The following is an 18123-nucleotide window of genomic DNA, read 5'->3' on the forward strand; positions in this document are numbered from 1 at the left end:
GGGGGAGATCGATGACCGGTGGGGCCGCGGCGGGTGTCCATGAGAGGCTCGCCGGTTACCAGGACCGCTTCGACGGGCTGTTCGCGGAGTACTTCGACTCCGTCGCCGAACAGGGCCTGCCGCGCAGCTCGTTCGTCCCCGAAGCGCTGGAACTGGTGCGGGACATGTCGTTGCGGGGCGGGAAGCGGCTGAGGGTCGCCCTGCTGCACGAGGCGGCGCGGCTGGTGACCCCCGACGCCGTGGCCGGACTGGACGAGGCAGCGCTCAGCATCGAGTTGCTCCAGACGCACGGGCTGATCCACGACGACATCGTCGACGACTCCCCGGTGCGCCGAGGGGAGCCCTCGGTGTACTACGCCTACCGCGGCCGGTTCCCCGGCCGTCCGCAGACGGCACTGGGCCTGGCCGTCCTGGCCGGGGACCTGGCGGCGTTCCTGTCGGTCCAGGTGCTGCTGACCGCGCCGGTGCCCCGCGCACTGCGCCAGGCGATGGCAGCCGTGCAGGCGACCGCGGGAGCGGACACGGTCGTCGGGCAGATCCTGGACCTGGAGCGCGACTTCGGGCCGGTGCCCGGCCGTGAGGCGCTGGACACCGTGTCCGAGTACAAGACCGCCCGGTACTCGGTGCTCGCGCCGTTGCGGCTGGGCCTGCTGGCCGCGGGCGAGGACCCGGCCGCCCATGAGAAGGAACTGGCCCGGTACGCGACGCTGATCGGGGTGAGCGGCCAGATGCGCGACGACTACCTGGACCTGTTCGCGGACGCCGCCACGCTCGGCAAACCGGCCGGATCGGATCTGCGCGAGGGCCGTCGCAGCTACGCGGTGTGCGCGGTCCTGGCGGCCACGACCGGCCGGGAGAGGGAGGCGGTGGAGTCCGCGCTCGCCGGCCCCGGGTGTCCGCCGGAGACCGTCGAACGGGTCCGGCGCATCGCCCGGCACCACGGCGTGGACGCACGACTCCGCGCGGAGACACACCGCGTCGCCGAGGAGGCGTCCGCCGTCGCGGCGGGCTGGCGCGGACGCTGGCGCCACGAAGCCGTCGAGTTCTTCGAGCAACTGCCGCTGTGGGGCGCGCTGCGCGTCCGGTGATCGTGACCGTGACCGTGCCCGTGCTCGACGAGACCGGCCGGCGAGCGGAGGACGCCGTGCTCCTGCGGGGGCCGGGGCGAGCTGCGCGGCCGCGTGCGCTCACTGCCACGGTGGTGTCGGAGTGCCGTCCGGGTCCAGACCGCAGGGCCACAGCCTCTTGAGCAGAGCCCGCACGTCGCCGGGGAGACACAAGGCGTCGGTGTCGCCGTGTCCGGCGGCCTGCCGGGCCATGTCCTCGGCGCTTTCCCGGTCCCCCGCCACGTCGCGCAGCACGGCCAGGTGGTACAGGCCCGTCAGCGTCCCGCGGCGTCCGCCTGCGGTCGGCTTCTCGTCCTGCCGGTGGACGCGGTGGCGTCTGCTCCGTCCACATCTACGGCCGGAACCAGAACGACCAGTGGGTCGCTCACTGCTTCCGGCCCCCGCACCACCGACTGCCTCAACGACTGGTGGTGGGGCGATGTCTCCCGCGCCCCGTACCTGTCCGGTGACTGCTCCTACGGCAACCTCGGCGACCACTCCGGCAGCTACGTCCGGATCGGCCTGTGACGAGGGGGTGTCCGGTGCGGTCCGCTAGGCGTGTGCCACGACTTCGCCCGCGGTGATCTGGGGCGGCAGGGGCAGCAGGGAGGCGAGGCGGTTCTGCACGAAGTCCCGTGCCCGGGCGGTCGACTCCTCGGCGCCGGCCCGGTCCTGGAAGACACCCGTCGACACCATCACCCCACCGCCGGCATCGACCCAGTAGTAGGCCACGAAGCCCTCGACCGAGCGCAGAAGCGGTACGAACTCGGCGTCGACCCTGCGTCCTGCTTCGACGGGGTCGGTGACCCCTTCGTACCGCCGGACCACTGCGTACATGGCTGGTCTCCTCATGGTTCGTGAGGCAGTGTCGTGTGAGGACGGCGTACCCGTCCGGGCGGACGCGGTCGGCGTGGGTCCGGCGCGAATCACCGGAAAGACGCGCGCCGGTGGTCCGAACGGAGGGGCGGACCCGGCCGAAGCGCCGCCCGGACGCCGTTGCGGACGGCGTCACCGCCCCGTCGGCGCGTCGCACCATCGGCCCGGCATCTGCCAGGGGGGTGTCCGCACGCCGCCGACTCGGCAGACTGGCCCCATGACAGCGCGATCCATGAGCAAGGGCGCCAATCTGCCGGTCGCCCCGTCCGTCGTCCGCGTCGAACTCAGCTGGTCCGGGCGAGGCGGCGGACCGGACGTCGACGCGTCGGCCCTGCTGCTCACCGAGGCCGGACGGGTCCGTGACGACGGCGACTTCGTCTTCTACAACCAGCCCAGGCACGCCTCGGGCTCCGTCACCCACACCGGCAAACGAGCCGCCGGCGGTGTCATGACCGACACGGTCGAGGTGAACCTGGGCGCTCTGGAGAGCGGCATCGCGCGCGTGGTGCTGTGCGCGTCGACCGACGGCGGCACCTTCGGCCAGGTCGCCGGTCTGACCCTGAGACTCCTGGACGCGGCGGGCCGGGCCGAGGTGGCCCGCTTCGAGATGACGGCCGGCACGGAGACGGCCTTCATCGGCGGTGAGCTCTACCGGCGCGAGGGGCGCTGGAAGTTCCGCGCCGTCGGTCAGGGCTACGCCTCCGGGCTCGCGGGGCTGGCCACCGACTTCGGGATCACCGTCGACGAGGAACCGCCCGCCGCGGCCACCCCGTCACCGGCACCTGCCCCGCCGGCGGTGGCACCCGTTCAGCCCCCGCCCGCCCCGCCGCAGGCGGCCGTCCCGCCTTCGCCCGCCCCCGTGACGCCGTCGCCCTCGGGCCCGGCGTCCGGGCCCCGCCTCACCAAGGGCGAGGAGCGTCTCCCCGTGGACATGCGCAAGCGGCTGTCCCTGCGCAAGGAACAGGTCGCCGTCAGCCTCGGCAAGCATGGCGCGGCCGGCGTCACCGCGCGGGTGATCCTGGTGCTGGACGCCTCCGGCTCGATGGCGCTCCTGTACGCCGGCGGTGTGGTGGCGGACGTCGTGGAGCGCATGGCGGCGGTCGCGGCGCAGCTCGACGACGACGGCGAGATGCAGGCATGGACCTTCGCCAGCAACGCGGCCCGCCTGCCGGACCTCCGGCTGGGTGAACTCCCCGAGTGGCTGCGACTGCATGTGCGGGTGGGGGAGATCGGCCTGTTCCGCCGCGGCAAGAAGCCCAGGAAGGGACTGGAGGCAGGGCAGGTCGACATGCGGTCGATCGGCATCCAGAACGACGAGCAGAAGGCGATCGCCCAGGTCAGGACGTATGTGCGGGAGCATCCCGCGTCTGTCCCGACCTTCGTGCTGTTCTTCTCCGACGGTGGCGTCTACCGCGACGCGGCGATCGAGAAGGAACTGCGCGAGGCGGTCGAGGAGCCGATCTTCTGGCAGTTCGTCGGCCTGGGACGCTCGAACTACGGCGTCCTGGAACGGTTCGACACCCTGCCCGGCCGACGCGTCGACAACGTGGGCTTCTTCGCGGTGGACGACATCAGCACCGTCCCGGACCAGGACCTCTACGACCGCCTGCTGTCCGAGTTCCCGTCCTGGATCACCGCTGCGGGCCGGGCGGGAATCCTCTGACCGGGCGCACCGATGAAGGTGCGGCACATGCAAGGACGAGGCCGCCTGCTTCGTCGCAGGAGCAGGGCAGGGCCCATGGGCACTGATCCGTGCGGGAGGCGACGGCCCGTGAGCGAGTCCCTCACATCGGTCTGACGGCGTGAGTGTCCGGACCGAACCGAGCCGGCCGGCTGTGGAGCGGCGACCGATGCCGCCCCGCAGCCGAGAGCCGACAGGGGTGGACGTGCGGTCCGTCCACCGCAGCCGTGGACGCTCCGCGATCCGCTCAACGGGCCTCGTAGCGTGCCGCTCGCCGTGGGTGGAGGTTGGCCCGTCGGGCTTCACCGCCGTAGTGCGCCAGCACCCTGGGATCCATGACCCGCCGCCACAGCGGCGTGACCCACGCCAGGACGATCATCGACGCGTAACCGGAGGGCAGTTGAGGTGCCTCGTCGAAATGGCGCAGTGTCTGATAACGGCGCAGAGGGTTCGCGTGATGGTCGGAGTGCCGTTGCAGCTGGTACAGGAAGACGTTGCTGGTGGTGTTGTTGCTGTTCCAGCTGTGCCGGGGGGCGACCCGCTCGTAGCGGCCGTCCGGACGCCGCTCACGCAGCAGACCGTAGTGCTCCAGATAGTTGACCGTCTCCAGCAGCAGGATGCCGCATGCCGCCTGGACGAGCAGGTAGGGAAGGACCGCCGGGCCGAAGGCGGCCGTGAGTGCGGTGAACAGCAGCCCGGTCAGTCCCCAGGCGGTCAGCACGTCGTTGTGACGCGACCATGTGCGGTACCGGCGGCGGCCGAGGCGGCGGGCTTCGAGACGCCAGGAGGACCGCACGCTCCCGGCCACCGTGCGCGGCAGGAACGTCCACAGGCTCTCGCCGAGCCGTGAGCTGGCGGGATCCTCCGGGGTCGCGACACGTAGGTGATGGCCGTGGTTGTGCTCGACGTAGAAGTGTCCGTAGGCGGCCTGGGCCAGCGCGATACGCGCGAGCCGGCGTTCGGACCGCTCGCGTTTGTGCCCGAGTTCATGGGCCGTGTTGATGGCGACACCGGCGACGACGCCGACGGTGGCGGCCAGGCCCAGGGCGTCGCCCACGGCCATGCCCTCGTGCCACCGCCGGCACGCGTACAGCAGCCCGGCGTACTGCAGAGGCAGGTACAGGTAGGTGCACCAGCGGTAGTACCGGTCGCTTTCCAGCAGCGGCATCGCTTCCTCGGGAGGGTTCTCCCGGTCCGGGCCGATCAGCGGGTCGAGCAGGGGAACGACGACGAAGGCGAAGACCGGTCCCCACCACCACAGCGGCTGCCAGCCGCTGAGCCCGACCAGCGCGCCGGCCTGGAAGGGAAGTGTGGGGACGGCCAGGCCGAGCAGCCACGCGTAGCGCTTGCGGTCTCGCCAGGGTGTGGCCGACGGTGATGAAGGCACGGTCGAGGAAGATGTCATGGCTCTGCGCTCCTCGGGAGGGTCCGGCATGGAGGTGCGGATGTCGGGGAGGACAGCCCGCCGCGGTGTGTGGACTGCCGGGTGATCCGGTGATCCGGTGATCCGGCGGGCTGGCGTGCCGGATCGCCGGTGAACCGCTCAGAGCGTGCCACCGGGTGCCGTGACTGACATATACCGGCTCCGTGTAAATCTTCTGAAAGAGCGTCAACTTCTGCGGTGTGGCCTCCGGGCCGGCCGACTCGGAGGAACCGGCGAGCGAGAAGAAGGGTGCCGGGTGAGCCGGCAGGCCAATAGTCTGACGGCCGTTCGACACGAGGGAGTGCCTGTATGCCGACTGACCGATCAGCCCCTCGGCCCCCTGATCCGCCGAGGGTCGCCTGGCGGAAACAGATGCGGGAACGGGTGCTGGACGAGTCGTGGCTGCTCGCCGCGGAGGCGGGCTGGGACCGGGTGCGAGTGGCGGATCTGGCCCAGCGGGCCGAGGTCTCCAGACCCTCCGTCTATGCCGAGTTCGGTGATCGCGCCGGGATCGGGCGGGCACTGGTGCACCGGGAGACGGAACGCTTCCTGGCCGGTGTCGCCGCCGTCCTGAACGGCGGGCACGGCGAGCACGACGACGTCGGTGCGGCACTGGAAGCCGGTGTGGCGCACGCGCTGGCCGAGGCGGGACGAAATCCGTTCATCGCGGCCGTCGTCACCGCGGCCCGGGGCGGCACGGACGCCCTGCTGCCGTTCTTGACCAGTCGCACGGAGCCGGTGTTCTCGGAAAGCCGGCGTCTGGTCGCGGCCTGGCTCGACACTGCCGCCGCCCGGGCCCCGGAGGAGCGGCGGGCGGAAGCCGCCGATCTGGTGGTGCGGCTGACCCTCAGTCACATGGTGCTGCCCGCGGCGGATGTCGCCCGCGCGCCCGAGCGGGTGGCCCGCGCGGTCTCGGCGGTCCTGGGGGACCCGTACGCACCAGCGCCGGGCAGGTGAGAGGACCCGCGCAGAGTGTCTTCGCGTTCCCCCGGGCCGGCTCACGGCTGCTGAACGGGCGGTGCCGGAGTGCCGACGGCTGTCCGCACAGGCCGGCAGGTCCGTCGCCCGTGCCGATGCCGTGACGGCCCCGGTGGGATGCCGCCCCGGCCCGGGTGGGGATGCCGCCGCGCCCGGGGCGGAGCCGATCGCTCCCCTCAGGAGCCCTCAGGAGCCCCCGGGAGCCCCCGGGAGCCGGCAGGAGACCGTCTGTCACCAGGGCGAACGCGCCTGAAGTATGTTGGCCTGGCCGAAGGGAGTGTGGGTCATGTCAGGACGCGTCACCATGGCGGATGTCGCTCGGGTGGCCGGTGTGTCGTCGGCCACCGTGTCGTACGTCCTGTCCGGGAAGCGTCCCGTCGCTCCCGAAACGCGGGCGGCCGTCGAGGCCGCCATCCGCGAGCTGGATTTCACCGTCAACACGACGGCACGCAGTCTGCGCACCGGACGGTCGAGTCTTGTGGCGCTGATCGTCCCCGACCTCGCCAACCCCTTCTTCGCGCAGCTGGCGGCGGCGCTGGAGGAGGGGGTGCGCGGGCTCGGGCTGCATGTGGTGGTGTGCAACACCGGCGCGCGTCGTGACGAGGAGCGTGCCCTGCTCGCCGAGGCGGTCCAGCAGCGTTTCGCAGGTGTGGTGATCACTCCTTTCCGTCTGCTGCCCCGGGATTTCCAGCCGGTGGTCGACGCGGGTGTCCCGGTCGTGGTCAGCGCGGACGTCCCCTTCGGGCCGGTCGATCTGATCTCCCCGGACGCACGCGCCGCCACACGGGAGGCGCTGCGCTGCGTCACTGCCGCGGGCCGGCGCCGCATCGCCATGATCGCCGGGCCGCGTGACGCGACGGGCGGCGACCCGCGGCTGGAGCTGCTGCGGACCCTGGCTCTGCAGTTCGGCACGTCCGTGCCGCGCGACCTGGTGGTGCGCGGTGAGCACACGCGTGAGGCGGGAGCGGCCGGGTTCGGCGAGCTGATGCAGCGTCGCTACCGCCCTGACGCGGTGTTCTGCGCCAACGACGCCGTCGCCGTCGGGGCGATGGACAAGGCGCGGGAGCTGGGTGTCGACATCCCCGGTGACGTCGCGCTCGTCGGGCATGACGACGCGGTCTTCGCCTCGCTCGTGCGGCCCCAGCTGTCCACGATCCGCTACCCGGTCGGCGACGTCGGGCGTCTGGCCGCCCAGTTGCTCCGTGAGCGGCTCGACGGCCGTGAAGTACGGAAGAACGTACTGGTCAAGGCGGAATTCGTCCAGAGGGGATCCATCTGACACGCCGGCTCCCCGGCGGCCTCCTCGCTCCCTTGCCGATGCTCCCTGACGGACATCTCAAGGTCGTTGCGCAATCGATTACGCCAAAACTTTCCACCTCCTGGAGACAGCGCTTGCTTCGATCGAAACAGCAGCTCGGAGCCTATTAAGGAGACCTTGAAGGTGTGCCGGTGCCGAGCGGAGCAAGCCGGAAGAGATGGCGAAGTTCGAAGAATCCCTTGACAAGTGGCGAGTCCTGTTGTCAAGTTTGCGGCCACCGCTTGGACGAAGCGGGTTCTCGGCGCAAGGAGCGACTTTCATGGCGATGCTCGATCGCACCCCTGGGGGCAGACGCCGGCTGATCGGCGGCGTGGTCCTGGCCCTCGCCGCGGTGACCGGATGCGGCGGCGGTGGCGGTGGTGGCGCGGACGACGGCGCGGCGGCCTCTTCCTGCAAGCCCGCCTCGGGCAAGGTCACGCTGCAGTACTGGTCGTGGGTTCCCGGCATGGAGCAGGCCGTGAGCCTGTGGAACAAGGAGAACCCCGACATCCAGGTCGAACTGAAGACCACCCCGTCGGGCAATGCCGGCACCTACCAGAACCTGTCCAACGCGCTCAAGGCGGGCAAGGCACCCGACCTGGGGCAGATCGAGTACGACTCGCTCGCCAGCTTCCGCCTGAAGGAGGGGCTGCGCGACATCTCCGCGTGCCCCGAAGTGGCCCGGGCCGGCGACAAGTTCGTGGACTGGACCTGGTCGCAGGTCGAGTTCGGGGCCGGAGGCGAGGACGGCATCTGGGCCGTGCCCCAGGACACCGGCCCGATGGCCCTGTTCTACCGCAAGGACGTCTTCGAGGACCTCGGGATAGCCGTCCCCGCCACCTGGCAGGAGTACGAGGCCGCCGCCCGCAAGGTGAAGAAGGCGGGCAAGTACATCACGCACTACTCGCAGACCGACCCCAACTGGTTCACCGGCCTGCTCTGGCAGAACAAGGCCAGTCTGTTCGAGCGCCAGGGCGATGCCTGGAAGGTCACCGTCGACCGGCCCGAGAGCAGGAAGGTGGCCGACTACTGGCAGAAGCTGATCGACGACAAGCTCGTCGCCACCGACCTCCAGGGCTTCTCCCCGGCGCTGTACAAGTCGTGGAACTCCGGCGAGGTGGTCACCTGGATCAGCGCCGCCTGGGGCTACAGCACCATCCGCGACAACGCCGCGTCCACCGCGGGCAAGTGGGCGGTCGCGCCCATGCCCCAGTGGAACGCGGGCGACAAGCAGGCCGGCAACTGGGGCGGGTCGACGACCGCCGTCCTCGCGGGCTCCGAGCACCCGGCGGAAGCGGCCGAGTTCGCCCTGTGGCTCAACACGGACCCCGAGGCGCTGGAGATCCTGAACCGTGAGGGCGGCCTGTACCCGGCCGCGAAGGCAGGACTCGCACTGCCGGCCCTGCAGAAGCCGGTCGACTTCTACGGGAAGCAGAAGGTCTTCGACGTCTTCGCGGAGGCGTCCGCCGGCGTCGACACCGGCTTCACCTGGGGCCCCACCATGACGGACACCTACCGCTACCTCGGCGACGGTACGGCGAACGTGGTGGGAGGCAAGTCCACCCTCGGTGACGTGCTGAAGGAGACCGACGCGCAGAGCGCCGAGTCCCTGCGCAAGCAGTCGCTCGACGTGACCGACTGACGGCCTCTCCGCCCCGCACCGTCCCTGCCGCGGAAACGCGGCGGGGACCGGCACATTCCCGTAAGGCTGCCCGTGACCGCGACTTCCGCACCCCCGGCCCGGCGCCGTCGACCACGACGTTCCACGGCCCCTCTTCTCTTCCTGCTGCCCTTCCTCGTCCCCTTCGTCCTCTTCACACTCCTCCCTGTCGGCTACGCCTTCTGGCAGAGCCTGCACAAGACCGAACGCACCGGCGGCACCTTCGGCCGGACCGAGTCGGTGTTCGCCGGCTTCGAGCAGTACGCCGACATCGTCACGGCCCCGTTCCTCGCGGACAGCGTCCTGCGCGTCGCCGCGTTCGCCCTGGTCCAGATACCCGTCATGCTGCTGTTCTCGCTGACCCTGGCCCTGCTGCTGGACTCGGCGGTGGCGCGCTGCAAGCGCTTCTTCCGCCTGGTCTACTTCGTGCCGTACGGCATCCCCGGCGTGGTCGCGGCCCTGATGTGGGCCTTCCTGTACGACCCGCGGCTCTCACCCGTCGTCGACGGTCTGCGGTCGCTCGGACTGCACGTCGACCTGCTGGGGGCGGACACGATCCTGTGGTCCATCGGGAACGTCGTCACCTGGACGTACACCGGCTACAACATGCTGATCCTGTACGCCGCCCTCCAGGCGGTCCCCTCCGACATCGAGGAGGCCGCCCGCATGGACGGCGCCGGCGGCTGGACCGTCGCCCTGCGCATCAAGGTCCCGGTCATCCGCCCCGCGCTCGTCCTCACCGGAGTGTTCTCCGTCATCGGCACCTTCCAGCTGTTCACCGAACCGCAGGTGTTCCGCTCCGTCTCCACCAGCGTGACCAGCACCTACACCCCCAACCTCGCCGCCTACTCACTCGCCTCCGGCGACGACTACGGCGGAGCGGCGGCCCTGTCCGTCCTGCTGGCGGCCGTGACCTTCGTCCTGTCCTTCGCGTTCCTGCGCTTCACCACGAGGAGGCAGGCATGAGCGTCCTCACCCGCACCGACGGCGCCCACCCGGCCGCACCACGACCGAAGAACGGCCGCGCCACCATCGGCGCCATGGCGTTCATGGTCCTCGCCGCCTGCTACATGCTGCTGCCGGTCTACTGGCTGATCGTCGCGGCGACCAAGAGCCAGAGCGATCTGGTCGGCACCCCCGGCCTGCTGCCGGCCGAGTGGCACCTCGGCGACAACCTGAGCGCACTCTTCGCACAGCAGAACGGCGCCTTCGGCCGCTGGCTGCTCAACAGCCTCCTGTACGCGGGCGCGGGCGCGGCCGCCGCCACGGCCCTGGCCGCCGCGGCCGGCTACGCCCTGGCCACGTACACGTTCCCCGGGCGCGAAGCGGTGTTCTCCGTCATCCTCGGAGGCGTCCTCGTCCCCGCCACCGCGCTCGCCCTGCCGTTGTTCCTGCTCTTCGCCGAACTCGACGCCACCGACACCTTCTGGTCGGTGTTCCTGCCCAGCGTCGTCAGCCCGTTCGGCGTCTATCTCTCCCGCATCTTCGCCGCCGCGTCCGTGCCGGACGAGGTCGTCGAGGCCGCCCGGATGGACGGTGCCGGGGAGTTCCGCATCTTCCGCACGATCGCGCTGCGTCTGATGGCGCCCGCCCTGGTCACCGTCTTCCTCTTCCAGTTCGTCGTCATCTGGAACAACTTCCTGCTGCCCCTGGTCATGCTCCAGGACGACCGCCTCTACCCCGTCACCCTCGGCCTGTTCACCTGGCAGTCCCAGACCAGCCGGCTGCCCGAGCTCCAGAGCCTCACCGTCGTGGGCGCCCTCGTCTCCGTGATCCCCATCGTCCTCACCTTCCTTCTCCTGCAGCGCCACTGGCGTGCCGGACTGGCCGCCGGAGCGGTGAAGTCGTGACCCAGCACCCCCTGACCCTGCTCAACCACCGCCTCGGCGGCATCGCCTACGGCGGCGACTACAACCCCGAACAGTGGCCGCGCCACATCTGGCTCGAGGACGTCCGGCTGATGGGCGCCGCCGGAGTCAACCTCGTCACCCTCGGCGTGTTCTCCTGGTCCCGGATCCAGCCCCGTCCCGACGTCCACGACTGGAGCCTGCTCGACGAGGTCCTGGACCTTCTGCACGGCCACGGCATCGCCGTCGACCTCGCCACCCCCACCGCCGCACCACCGCCCTGGTTCACCCGGCTCAACCCGCGGGCCCGGCCGGTGACAGCGTCCGGGACCCGCCTGGCGCACGGCAGCAGACAGGTGTTCTGTCCCAGCCATCCCGCCTACGCCCGTGCCGCCGACAGCCTCGTCGAGGCACTGGCCACCCGGTACCGCGACCACCCCGCCGTCGCCCTCTGGCACGTCCACAACGAGTGGGGCAACCACAACGCCCTGTGCTACTGCGACGTCAGCGCCGACGCGTTCCGGACCTGGCTGCGCACCCGCTACGGCACGCTCGGCGCGCTCAACGAGGCATGGGGCACCGACTTCTGGAGCCAGCGGTACGGAGAGTGGGAGGAGATCGACCCGCCCCGTGACACCACGGCCTTCCGCAACCCCGCACAGGATCTCGACTACCGCCGCTTCTCCTCCGACGCGCTGCTGGACCGGCACCGGTCGGAGACGAGGATCCTGCGCCGGATCGCACCCGACATCCCCCTCACGACCAACCTCATGGGCACGCTGGAGAAGAAGGTCGACGGACACGCCTTCGCCGCCGAGTGCGACCTGGTGTCGGTCGACCACTACCTCACGGCCGCCGACCCGGACGGACACATCGGCCTGTCGCTCAACGCGGACCTCGCGCGCGGCATGGCCGGCGGCCGCCCGTGGCTGCTGATGGAGCACTCCACCTCCGCGGTCAACTGGCAGCCCGTCAACGTGGCCAAGCGCCCCGGCGAGATGCGGCGCAACAGCCTCGCCCATCTGGCCCGGGGCGCGGACGGACTGATGTTCTTCCAGTGGCGGCAGTCGAGGGCCGGCGCCGAGAAATGGCACTCGGCGATGCTGCCCCACTCCGGCACCGACAGCCGTGTCTGGGAGGAGGTCAGCCGGCTCGGCGCGGACCTGGCCGCGCTCGGCGACGTGGTGGGCACCCGCGTCCGCAGCGACGTCGCCGTGCTGTTCGACTGGCACTCCTGGTGGGCGCTGGAACTGGAGGCCCGCCCCTCCGAGGAGGTCCGCTACCTCGACACGGTCCGCGACTGGTACGAGGCGCTGTGGAGCCTGAACATCACGTGCGACCTCGTCGCGCCCGGCACCGACCTGTCGGGATACCGGGCCGTCGTCGCACCGAACCTCTACCTGCTGTCCGACGACGACGCCAAGAACCTCACCCGCTACGTCGAGCGCGGAGGCCATCTGGCGGTCGGGTACTTCAGCGGAGTCGTCGACGCGCACGACCGCGTCCGCGCGGGCGGACATCCCGGAGCCCTGCGCGACGTCCTGGGACTCACGGTCGAGGAGTATCTGCCCCTGCGTCCGGCCGAGACGGCACGACTGGCCGACGGGGCCCACGTCACCCGCTGGGCCGAGCGCATCCGGCCGCGCGGCTGCGAGACCGTACTGAGGTACGCCGGGGAACCCGGCGGCGGTCCGGCCGGCGGAGGCTCCGCGGCGACCCGCCACACCTACGGCCGGGGGAGCGCCTGGTACGTCGGAACCCATCTGTCCGTCGCCTCGCTGCGCGACCTGCTGGCGTCCTTCTGCGAGCAGGCGGACGCCCGGCCGGCCGTACCCGCCCGGCCGGGACTGGAAGCGGTACGACGATCCGGCCCCGGGGCGTCCTACCTGTTCCTCCTCAACCACACGGACGGCCCCATGACCGTGCCCGTCGAGGGCGTCGGCCTGCTGGGAGCCCCGGTGCACGACGGACGGACGACCGTACCCGCCGGCGAGGTCGTCGTGATCCGCGAGAACCCCTCGGAGTGACACCTGTGAGCCAGAACCACCGACACCGTCACCCGCCGGCCCCCCTGCCCGCGGAAACCGCCGGCCACGGCACGGAGAGCCGGGACGTGCCCGCCGCGCCGGACCCCGAGCCGTCCACGCGGGTGCAGATCGACGCCGCCGGTGAGACCGTGCTGCTGCGCGGCGCGACGTCGAGCTATGTGCTGCGCGTGGATCCCGCGGCCCGCACCGTCCACCACGTGCACTGGGGCGCGCCGATCCCGCTCGCCGACGCGGCGGCTCTGCCGGTGTGGTCCGACCACGACACCAGCTTCACCAGCCGCTGGGACGGCGTCGAGGAGTATCCCGTCGAGGGCGGTGCCCGATTCGGGGTGCCGGCCATGGAGGTGCGCTTCGGCGACGGCAGCAGTCCCGTCGAACCCGCCCGGCCGCGGCTGACGGTCGCCGGGGAGGGGCACCTGACCGTCTCGTTCCAGGACCGTGCCCGTCCGCTGGCCTGGGAACTGCACTACCGCGTCCGCCCCGACGGCGACGTCCTGGAACGGTGGACGGAGTTCACGCACACCGGCCCGGCGGGGGACGAGCCGGTGCTGCTGACCCGGTTCTCCTCGGCCCACTGGCCCCTGCCGCACCGGCCCGACTGGCGGCTGAGCACCGTCTCCGGAGGGTGGGCCGCCGAGAGCCGCCTGGAACGGACCGCCCTGCCCGTGGGCGAGACGGTGCTCACCAGCCGCCGCGGCCACACCGGCCATCAGGCGAACCCCTGGATCGCCCTGGACGCCGCGGACGCCGGCGAAGAACACGGCGAGGTGTGGATGGTGACCCTCGCGGCAAGCGGCAGCTGGCGCATCACGGCCCAGCGCACCGCCGCCGGGCGCGTCGGCGTCCTCGCCGGCGAGGGCCATGAAGGGGTCGAGCTGGAACTCCGGCCGGGTGACCGGCACACGACCGCGGTCAGTGCCTCGCTCTACAGTGCGGACGGGTTCGGAGCCGCGAGCCGCTCGTTCCACACCTACCTGCGCGACCATGTCCTGCCCCACCCCCGGGAACTGCGGCCGGTGCTGTACAACTCCTGGGAGGCCACGGCCTTCGACGTCTCCGAGGAGAACCAGCTCGACCTGGCCCGGCACGCCGCGGCCCTGGGCGCCGAACTGTTCGTCGTCGACGACGGCTGGTTCGGCCGCCGGGACGACGACCGCGCGGGGCTGGGCGACTGGACACCCCACCGCGACCGCTTCCCGCGCGGTCTTCGGCCGCTGGCCGACGAGGTCCACCGCCTCGGAATGGCGTTCGGCCTGTGGGTCGAGCCGGAGATGGTCAACGTCGACAGCGACCTGTACCGCAGCCGTCCGGACTGGACCGTGCATCTGCCGGACCGCGCCACGACCGAACTGCGCAACCAGAGGGTCCTCGACTTCTCCCGGCCCGAGGTGACCGACTGGGCGTATGCCTGGCTCTCGGACGTCGTCTCCCGGAACACGGTCGATTTCCTCAAATGGGACTTCAACCGGTCCTTCACCGAAGCCGGCGGACACAGCGGCGGCCCCGGCGCGCGCGGCGTCCACCTCACGCACGCCAGAGGGGTGCACCAGGTCATGGACCGCCTGCGTGCCGCGTTCCCCCACCTGCGCATCGAGTCCTGCGCGGGCGGCGGCGGCCGGGTGAACCCGGGCGTCCTCGCCCGCACCGACCAGGTCTGGCCGTCGGACAACACCGACGCGGTCGACCGGCTGACCATTCAGCACGGCTTCAGCCATGTCTATCCGGCGCAGGTGATGTCCGCCTGGGTGACCGACACGCCCAACCCCCTGACCGGCCGGTCCGTTCCCCTGCGGTTCCGCTTCCACACCGCGATGGCAGGCGTCCTCGGAATCGGCGGAGACCTGCCCCGATGGACACAGGCCGAACGGGCCGAGGCCGCCGCGCTGGTGCGGCTGTACAAGGAGATCCGCCCCGTGGTGCAGCACGGGCGGCTCCACCGCCTGCTGCCCCCGGGCCGGGGCCCCCTGACCGCGGTCCAGTACGTCGGCCCGTCGGCGGACCGCTCCGTCGTCCTGGTCTGGCGCCCCACCACGGCCTTCGGGCCCGCGCACCCGCCGCTGCGGCTGCGCGGGCTGGACGACGACGCCGTCTACCGTGACGAGGACACCGGCAGCACCTGGTCGGGCGCCACCCTGGCGGCCTACGGCCTCCCCCTGCCGGAACTGCCGAACGGCGACTGCGCCAGCGCACTCGTCCGGCTGCGCCGGTGCGACGAGCCGCGGTGAACCACACACCCCGCATGCCTTCGCCGCGGCGCCCGGCGCGGAGGCGGACGTGCTGTTCGTGTTCACTCCGGGCATGGACCGGTTCGACTACCTGCGCCTGCTCGGCCGGGTGATGCGCGGCGAGGCGGACGCCAGGGAGATCGCCGAGTCCGCGGAACGCTTCGACAACCACTACGTCGACAGCCCGGTGTGGCGCGAGGCACTGGAGGCCACGGCGTGACCGGCCCCGGGAAGCGGCGGCGGATCCCCCGTACCAGCCCTTCGGGCTGTAGGCCACCATGCCGCTGCTCAGGGGGATCCGGCGGGCGCCGTGGGCGGCGAGTCCGCGCAGTGCGCCGGGCGCCGGCCGCTCCAGCGAGTCCGCGCCACCGGACCACGGCAGATGGACGTGACCCGCCTGGGGCAGCACCTTGCGCGGTGCGGGAGCGCCGGGCAGCACGTAGCGGTCGACGAGGGTGACGTCCGCCCCGCGCCCCAGTGCCTGCGCGGTGAGCATCGCCGCCAGCCCGCCGCCGATGACGATCACGTGTGTCCGGTGCGGGACGGCCGCGGGGGCTTCAGGAGCGCCTGGCCGCCGCCCTGATGCCGTGGCGCGCCGCACGTGCGGTGTCCTCGGCACGGGCGGCGGCCCCACCGCCGTGCGCAGCGATGGGGCCGCCGATCTCGTGCCGAGGGGAAACCGGAGGGCGGTGCGGATCAGGCAGGAGGAGTGCCCCAGGCCAGGGCGGTGCCGGTGTAGGCGGGGACGACCGGCGCGTCGGCGTAGGAGGCGGACGCCGTACGGCTGTAGTCGTCCGACTCGTCGAAGTTCGACCAGTCCGCCTTGCTCATCCGCAGCTGGATGTCACCGCTGTCCCGGCCGGCGGCCAGCGAGCCGCCGGAGAAGGTCACCTCCAGGTACGCGTCCGCGCCCGTCACCGGAGCCGGCAGCGGTACGACCCTCAGCTTCACCTGGGCACAGCCCACCACCGCGTAGTCGCACCAGGCGCTGACGGAGGCCGAGCCGTCACGTGTGAAGTAGTAACGCGTCGACACGGTGGTGAGGTCGACGGCGGAGCCGCCGGTGTTGACCACCCGCAGCGAGTGCCGTATCGCGTTGTCCGTCGCCGACGTGTCGTCGTTCTTGTACCGCACCTTCACGGACCCGGTCGGTGTCCCGGCCGACGCGGTGGTCACCGTCAGCGCGGCCGAGGCCGGGGAGACGTTGCCCGCCGCGTCCCGGGCGCGCACGGTGTACTGGTACGCCGTGGCGGGAGAGAGCCCGGAGTCGGCGTAGGCCGTGCCGGTCACCGGCGCGGCGTTCACCTTGGCCGAGCCCCGGTAGACGTCGTACCCGGTGACGCGGACGTTGTCGGTGGAGGCCGTCCAGGACAGCGTGACGCCGGTCGACGTCACGGCGCTGCTCGTCAGACCCGTCGGCGCGGTCGGTGCCTGTGTGTCCGCCGGGTCGCCGGGGCCGCCGCCGTGGACATCGCTCACGCTGATGCCCGTGGTGCTTCCGGCGCCGCCGAGCGGAACCTGGTGGTCGAGGCTGACGAACTTGCCGCCGTGCTGCCACAGGGCAGGCTTGAGCAGGGCGTACTTCGCCTCGTCCCAGGTCTTCCAGTCGTTCAGCAACAGGCCGCCGGTGTCACCGGAGTTGGGGTTGAGGCACCAGAACGTCTGGTGGATGCGGTTCTCGGTGACGAGGTCGCGCAGCGCCGTCATCCACTTCTGGTTGGGTCCGTTGTCGAGGAAGCCGCCCCATTCGCCGATCAGCAGCGGCGCCTTGTTCTCCTTGTGGAGATAGAGCCAGTTGGGGTCCCAGACGTCGCGTTCGAGCGTCGTGCGGTTCCAGTCGCCGGTGAACCAGGGCTGCTGGAAGACGAGGGGGCCGTAGTCGTGCGGCGAGTAGACCAGCTGGTCGTTCTGCGCGCCGAGATCGACGGGGTGGTCGCGCACTCCGCGCAGGTTGCCGCCCCACCAGGTCGAGTGGAAGTCGGTCGGGGTCGTGGACGTCCAGCTCACGCCCGCCCTGGGGTAGATCTCGATGCCCTCGCAGAGCACCAGCAGGTTCGGATTGACCGCGAGCATGCGCTTCCCGGCCGTCTCGCAGGCGTACTTGAAGTTGTCCTGGTCCGTCGAGCCGTCCCACTTGGCGCGCGGACCGGTGCCGGCGGTGCCGTGCGGTTCGTTCTTCACGTCCACGGCGACGACGGTGTCGTCGTTCCTGTAGCGGGCCGCCACCCATTCCCACGCGGTGTAGAAGTCGGCGGTCGTGACCGTGCCCTTCCACCACACCGGGTACACATGGCCGGAGTTGTCCGCCTCCGCGCTGTGCACGTCGAGCAGGACCTTGATGCCGTACTGCTTGCACAGCGCGAGCCAGTGGTCGAAGACCTGGAGGGAGGTCATGCCCGTGAGTTCGGGGTTGGCGTAGGTGTTGACGCCGCTGGGGACGGTGGCCTGGCCGGCCTTCCACTCCAGCAGGAGCTGGGTGGAGATCGGAACGCGGACGATGTTGATGCCCCGGTCGGCCATGGACCGGGTGACCTCGGTGAGGTTCGCGGACCACAGCCCGTGGAAGACCCGTTCGGTCGCGTTGAAGCCGAACCAGTTGACGCCGGTCAGCCAGACCTCGTCACCGTTCGCGTCGACGATCTTGTTGCCCTGGGTGTGCAGCCAGTCGTCGCCGGGGGCGGCGGCGGTGGCGGAGGCGGGGGTCGGACCGGCGGCCGCGACGGGAGCGGCCGCGGCTCCCCAGGCCGCGGGTGCCGTCGCTGCCAGCAGCCCGGCGGTCAGGGCCGCGGCGACCAGCGATCTCACGCGCCGGAGCGGGCCGCGAAGGCGGCTCCGACCTGGTGACTTTCCCACTGTGTGCCCTTCTGTCGTCTGGCAGGAACGAGCAGCACGTGCAGAATGGGAGCGCTCCCATCGGTGCGTGTTCATGAAGCCAGGCGCTCGATGCGCTGTCAACCGTCCTGACAGAACCGAGGAGCCTCG

The 18123-nt window shown here is 71.4% G+C and carries 14 protein-coding genes and 1 pseudogene; 11 read left to right on the forward strand and 4 right to left on the reverse strand.

Features of this window, described 5'->3' with window-relative positions:
• Positions 1-11 precede the first annotated feature (11 nt).
• Entirely contained in the window at positions 12-1088 is a 1077-nt protein-coding gene (locus ACIQGV_RS09065) for a polyprenyl synthetase family protein (RefSeq protein WP_402492569.1), read from the forward strand.
• A gap of 99 nt (positions 1089-1187) precedes the next feature.
• On the opposite strand, the gene ACIQGV_RS09070 is transcribed toward ACIQGV_RS09065, so the two are convergent.
• Positions 1188-1361, reverse strand: coding sequence for a hypothetical protein (locus ACIQGV_RS09070; RefSeq protein ID WP_402492571.1), 174 nt, complete (start codon positions 1359-1361; stop codon positions 1188-1190).
• 75 nt (positions 1362-1436) lie between these two features.
• On the opposite strand from ACIQGV_RS09070, the gene ACIQGV_RS09075 reads away from it, so the two are divergent.
• Positions 1437-1634, forward strand: a complete 198-nt coding sequence (locus ACIQGV_RS09075; RefSeq protein WP_402492573.1) for a hypothetical protein — start codon at positions 1437-1439, stop codon at positions 1632-1634.
• Positions 1635-1658: 24 nt separating this feature from the next.
• On the opposite strand, the gene ACIQGV_RS09080 is transcribed toward ACIQGV_RS09075, so the two are convergent.
• On the reverse strand, positions 1659-1943 hold the full coding sequence (locus tag ACIQGV_RS09080; RefSeq protein ID WP_402492575.1) for a hypothetical protein: 285 nt from the start codon (positions 1941-1943) through the stop codon (positions 1659-1661).
• A 256-nt stretch (positions 1944-2199) separates the two neighbouring features.
• On the opposite strand from ACIQGV_RS09080, the gene ACIQGV_RS09085 reads away from it, so the two are divergent.
• On the forward strand, positions 2200-3645 hold the full coding sequence (locus ACIQGV_RS09085; protein WP_402492577.1) for a VWA domain-containing protein: 1446 nt from the start codon (positions 2200-2202) through the stop codon (positions 3643-3645).
• 265 nt (positions 3646-3910) lie between these two features.
• Here ACIQGV_RS09085 and ACIQGV_RS09090 read toward each other — a convergent pair whose 3' ends face one another.
• On the reverse strand, positions 3911-5068 hold the full coding sequence (locus ACIQGV_RS09090; RefSeq protein WP_402492579.1) for an alkane 1-monooxygenase: 1158 nt from the start codon (positions 5066-5068) through the stop codon (positions 3911-3913).
• Positions 5069-5458: 390 nt separating this feature from the next.
• Between ACIQGV_RS09090 and ACIQGV_RS09095 the strand changes: the two genes are divergently transcribed.
• From ACIQGV_RS09095 to ACIQGV_RS09130, 8 genes and pseudogenes are all read left to right on the forward strand, one after another.
• Entirely contained in the window at positions 5459-6043 is a 585-nt protein-coding gene (locus tag ACIQGV_RS09095; RefSeq protein WP_402492581.1) for a TetR family transcriptional regulator, read from the forward strand.
• A gap of 325 nt (positions 6044-6368) precedes the next feature.
• Complete coding sequence (locus ACIQGV_RS09100) at positions 6369-7343, forward strand: LacI family DNA-binding transcriptional regulator (RefSeq protein ID WP_402492583.1); 975 nt, start codon at positions 6369-6371, stop codon at positions 7341-7343.
• Between the two features lie 298 nt (positions 7344-7641).
• Complete coding sequence (locus ACIQGV_RS09105) at positions 7642-9003, forward strand: ABC transporter substrate-binding protein (RefSeq protein ID WP_402492585.1); 1362 nt, start codon at positions 7642-7644, stop codon at positions 9001-9003.
• Positions 9004-9075: 72 nt separating this feature from the next.
• Positions 9076-9987, forward strand: coding sequence for a carbohydrate ABC transporter permease (locus ACIQGV_RS09110; RefSeq protein ID WP_402492587.1), 912 nt, complete (start codon positions 9076-9078; stop codon positions 9985-9987).
• Entirely contained in the window at positions 9984-10871 is an 888-nt protein-coding gene (locus ACIQGV_RS09115; RefSeq protein WP_402492589.1) for a carbohydrate ABC transporter permease, read from the forward strand. Before ACIQGV_RS09110 ends, ACIQGV_RS09115 begins: the two co-directional genes overlap by 4 nt.
• On the forward strand, positions 10868-12895 hold the full coding sequence (locus ACIQGV_RS09120) for a beta-galactosidase (protein WP_402492592.1): 2028 nt from the start codon (positions 10868-10870) through the stop codon (positions 12893-12895). Before ACIQGV_RS09115 ends, ACIQGV_RS09120 begins: the two co-directional genes overlap by 4 nt.
• An 86-nt stretch (positions 12896-12981) precedes the next feature.
• Complete coding sequence (locus ACIQGV_RS09125) at positions 12982-15141, forward strand: alpha-galactosidase (protein WP_402492594.1); 2160 nt, start codon at positions 12982-12984, stop codon at positions 15139-15141.
• Between the two features lies 1 nt (position 15142).
• A pseudogene (locus ACIQGV_RS09130) lies at positions 15143-15361 on the forward strand (cupin domain-containing protein); the annotation flags it as partial.
• A gap of 476 nt (positions 15362-15837) precedes the next feature.
• On the opposite strand, the gene ACIQGV_RS09135 reads toward ACIQGV_RS09130, so the two are convergent.
• The gene (locus ACIQGV_RS09135; RefSeq protein ID WP_402492596.1) at positions 15838-17946 is read right to left on the reverse strand and encodes a cellulase family glycosylhydrolase; all 2109 of its coding nucleotides are present in this window, start codon (positions 17944-17946) and stop codon (positions 15838-15840) included.
• Positions 17947-18123 lie beyond the last annotated feature (177 nt).

It is taken from the genome of Streptomyces sp. NPDC093094 (assembly GCF_044754345.1).
Taxonomy (GTDB): Bacteria; Actinomycetota; Actinomycetes; order Streptomycetales; family Streptomycetaceae; genus Streptomyces.

Excerpts from the sequence above, each read along its gene's own strand:
- ACIQGV_RS09105 (WP_402492585.1), top strand. The coding sequence starts at position 7,642 with ATGGCGATGCTCGATCGCACCCCTGGGGGCAGACGCCGGCTGATCGGC.
- ACIQGV_RS09090 (WP_402492579.1), bottom strand. The coding sequence starts at position 5,068 with ATGACATCTTCCTCGACCGTGCCTTCATCACCGTCGGCCACACCCTGG.
- ACIQGV_RS09095 (WP_402492581.1), top strand. The coding sequence starts at position 5,459 with ATGCGGGAACGGGTGCTGGACGAGTCGTGGCTGCTCGCCGCGGAGGCG.
- ACIQGV_RS09115 (WP_402492589.1), top strand. The coding sequence starts at position 9,984 with ATGAGCGTCCTCACCCGCACCGACGGCGCCCACCCGGCCGCACCACGA.
- ACIQGV_RS09100 (WP_402492583.1), top strand. The coding sequence starts at position 6,369 with ATGGCGGATGTCGCTCGGGTGGCCGGTGTGTCGTCGGCCACCGTGTCG.
- ACIQGV_RS09080 (WP_402492575.1), bottom strand. The coding sequence starts at position 1,943 with ATGTACGCAGTGGTCCGGCGGTACGAAGGGGTCACCGACCCCGTCGAA.
- ACIQGV_RS09085 (WP_402492577.1), top strand. The coding sequence starts at position 2,200 with ATGACAGCGCGATCCATGAGCAAGGGCGCCAATCTGCCGGTCGCCCCG.
- ACIQGV_RS09065 (WP_402492569.1), top strand. The coding sequence starts at position 12 with ATGACCGGTGGGGCCGCGGCGGGTGTCCATGAGAGGCTCGCCGGTTAC.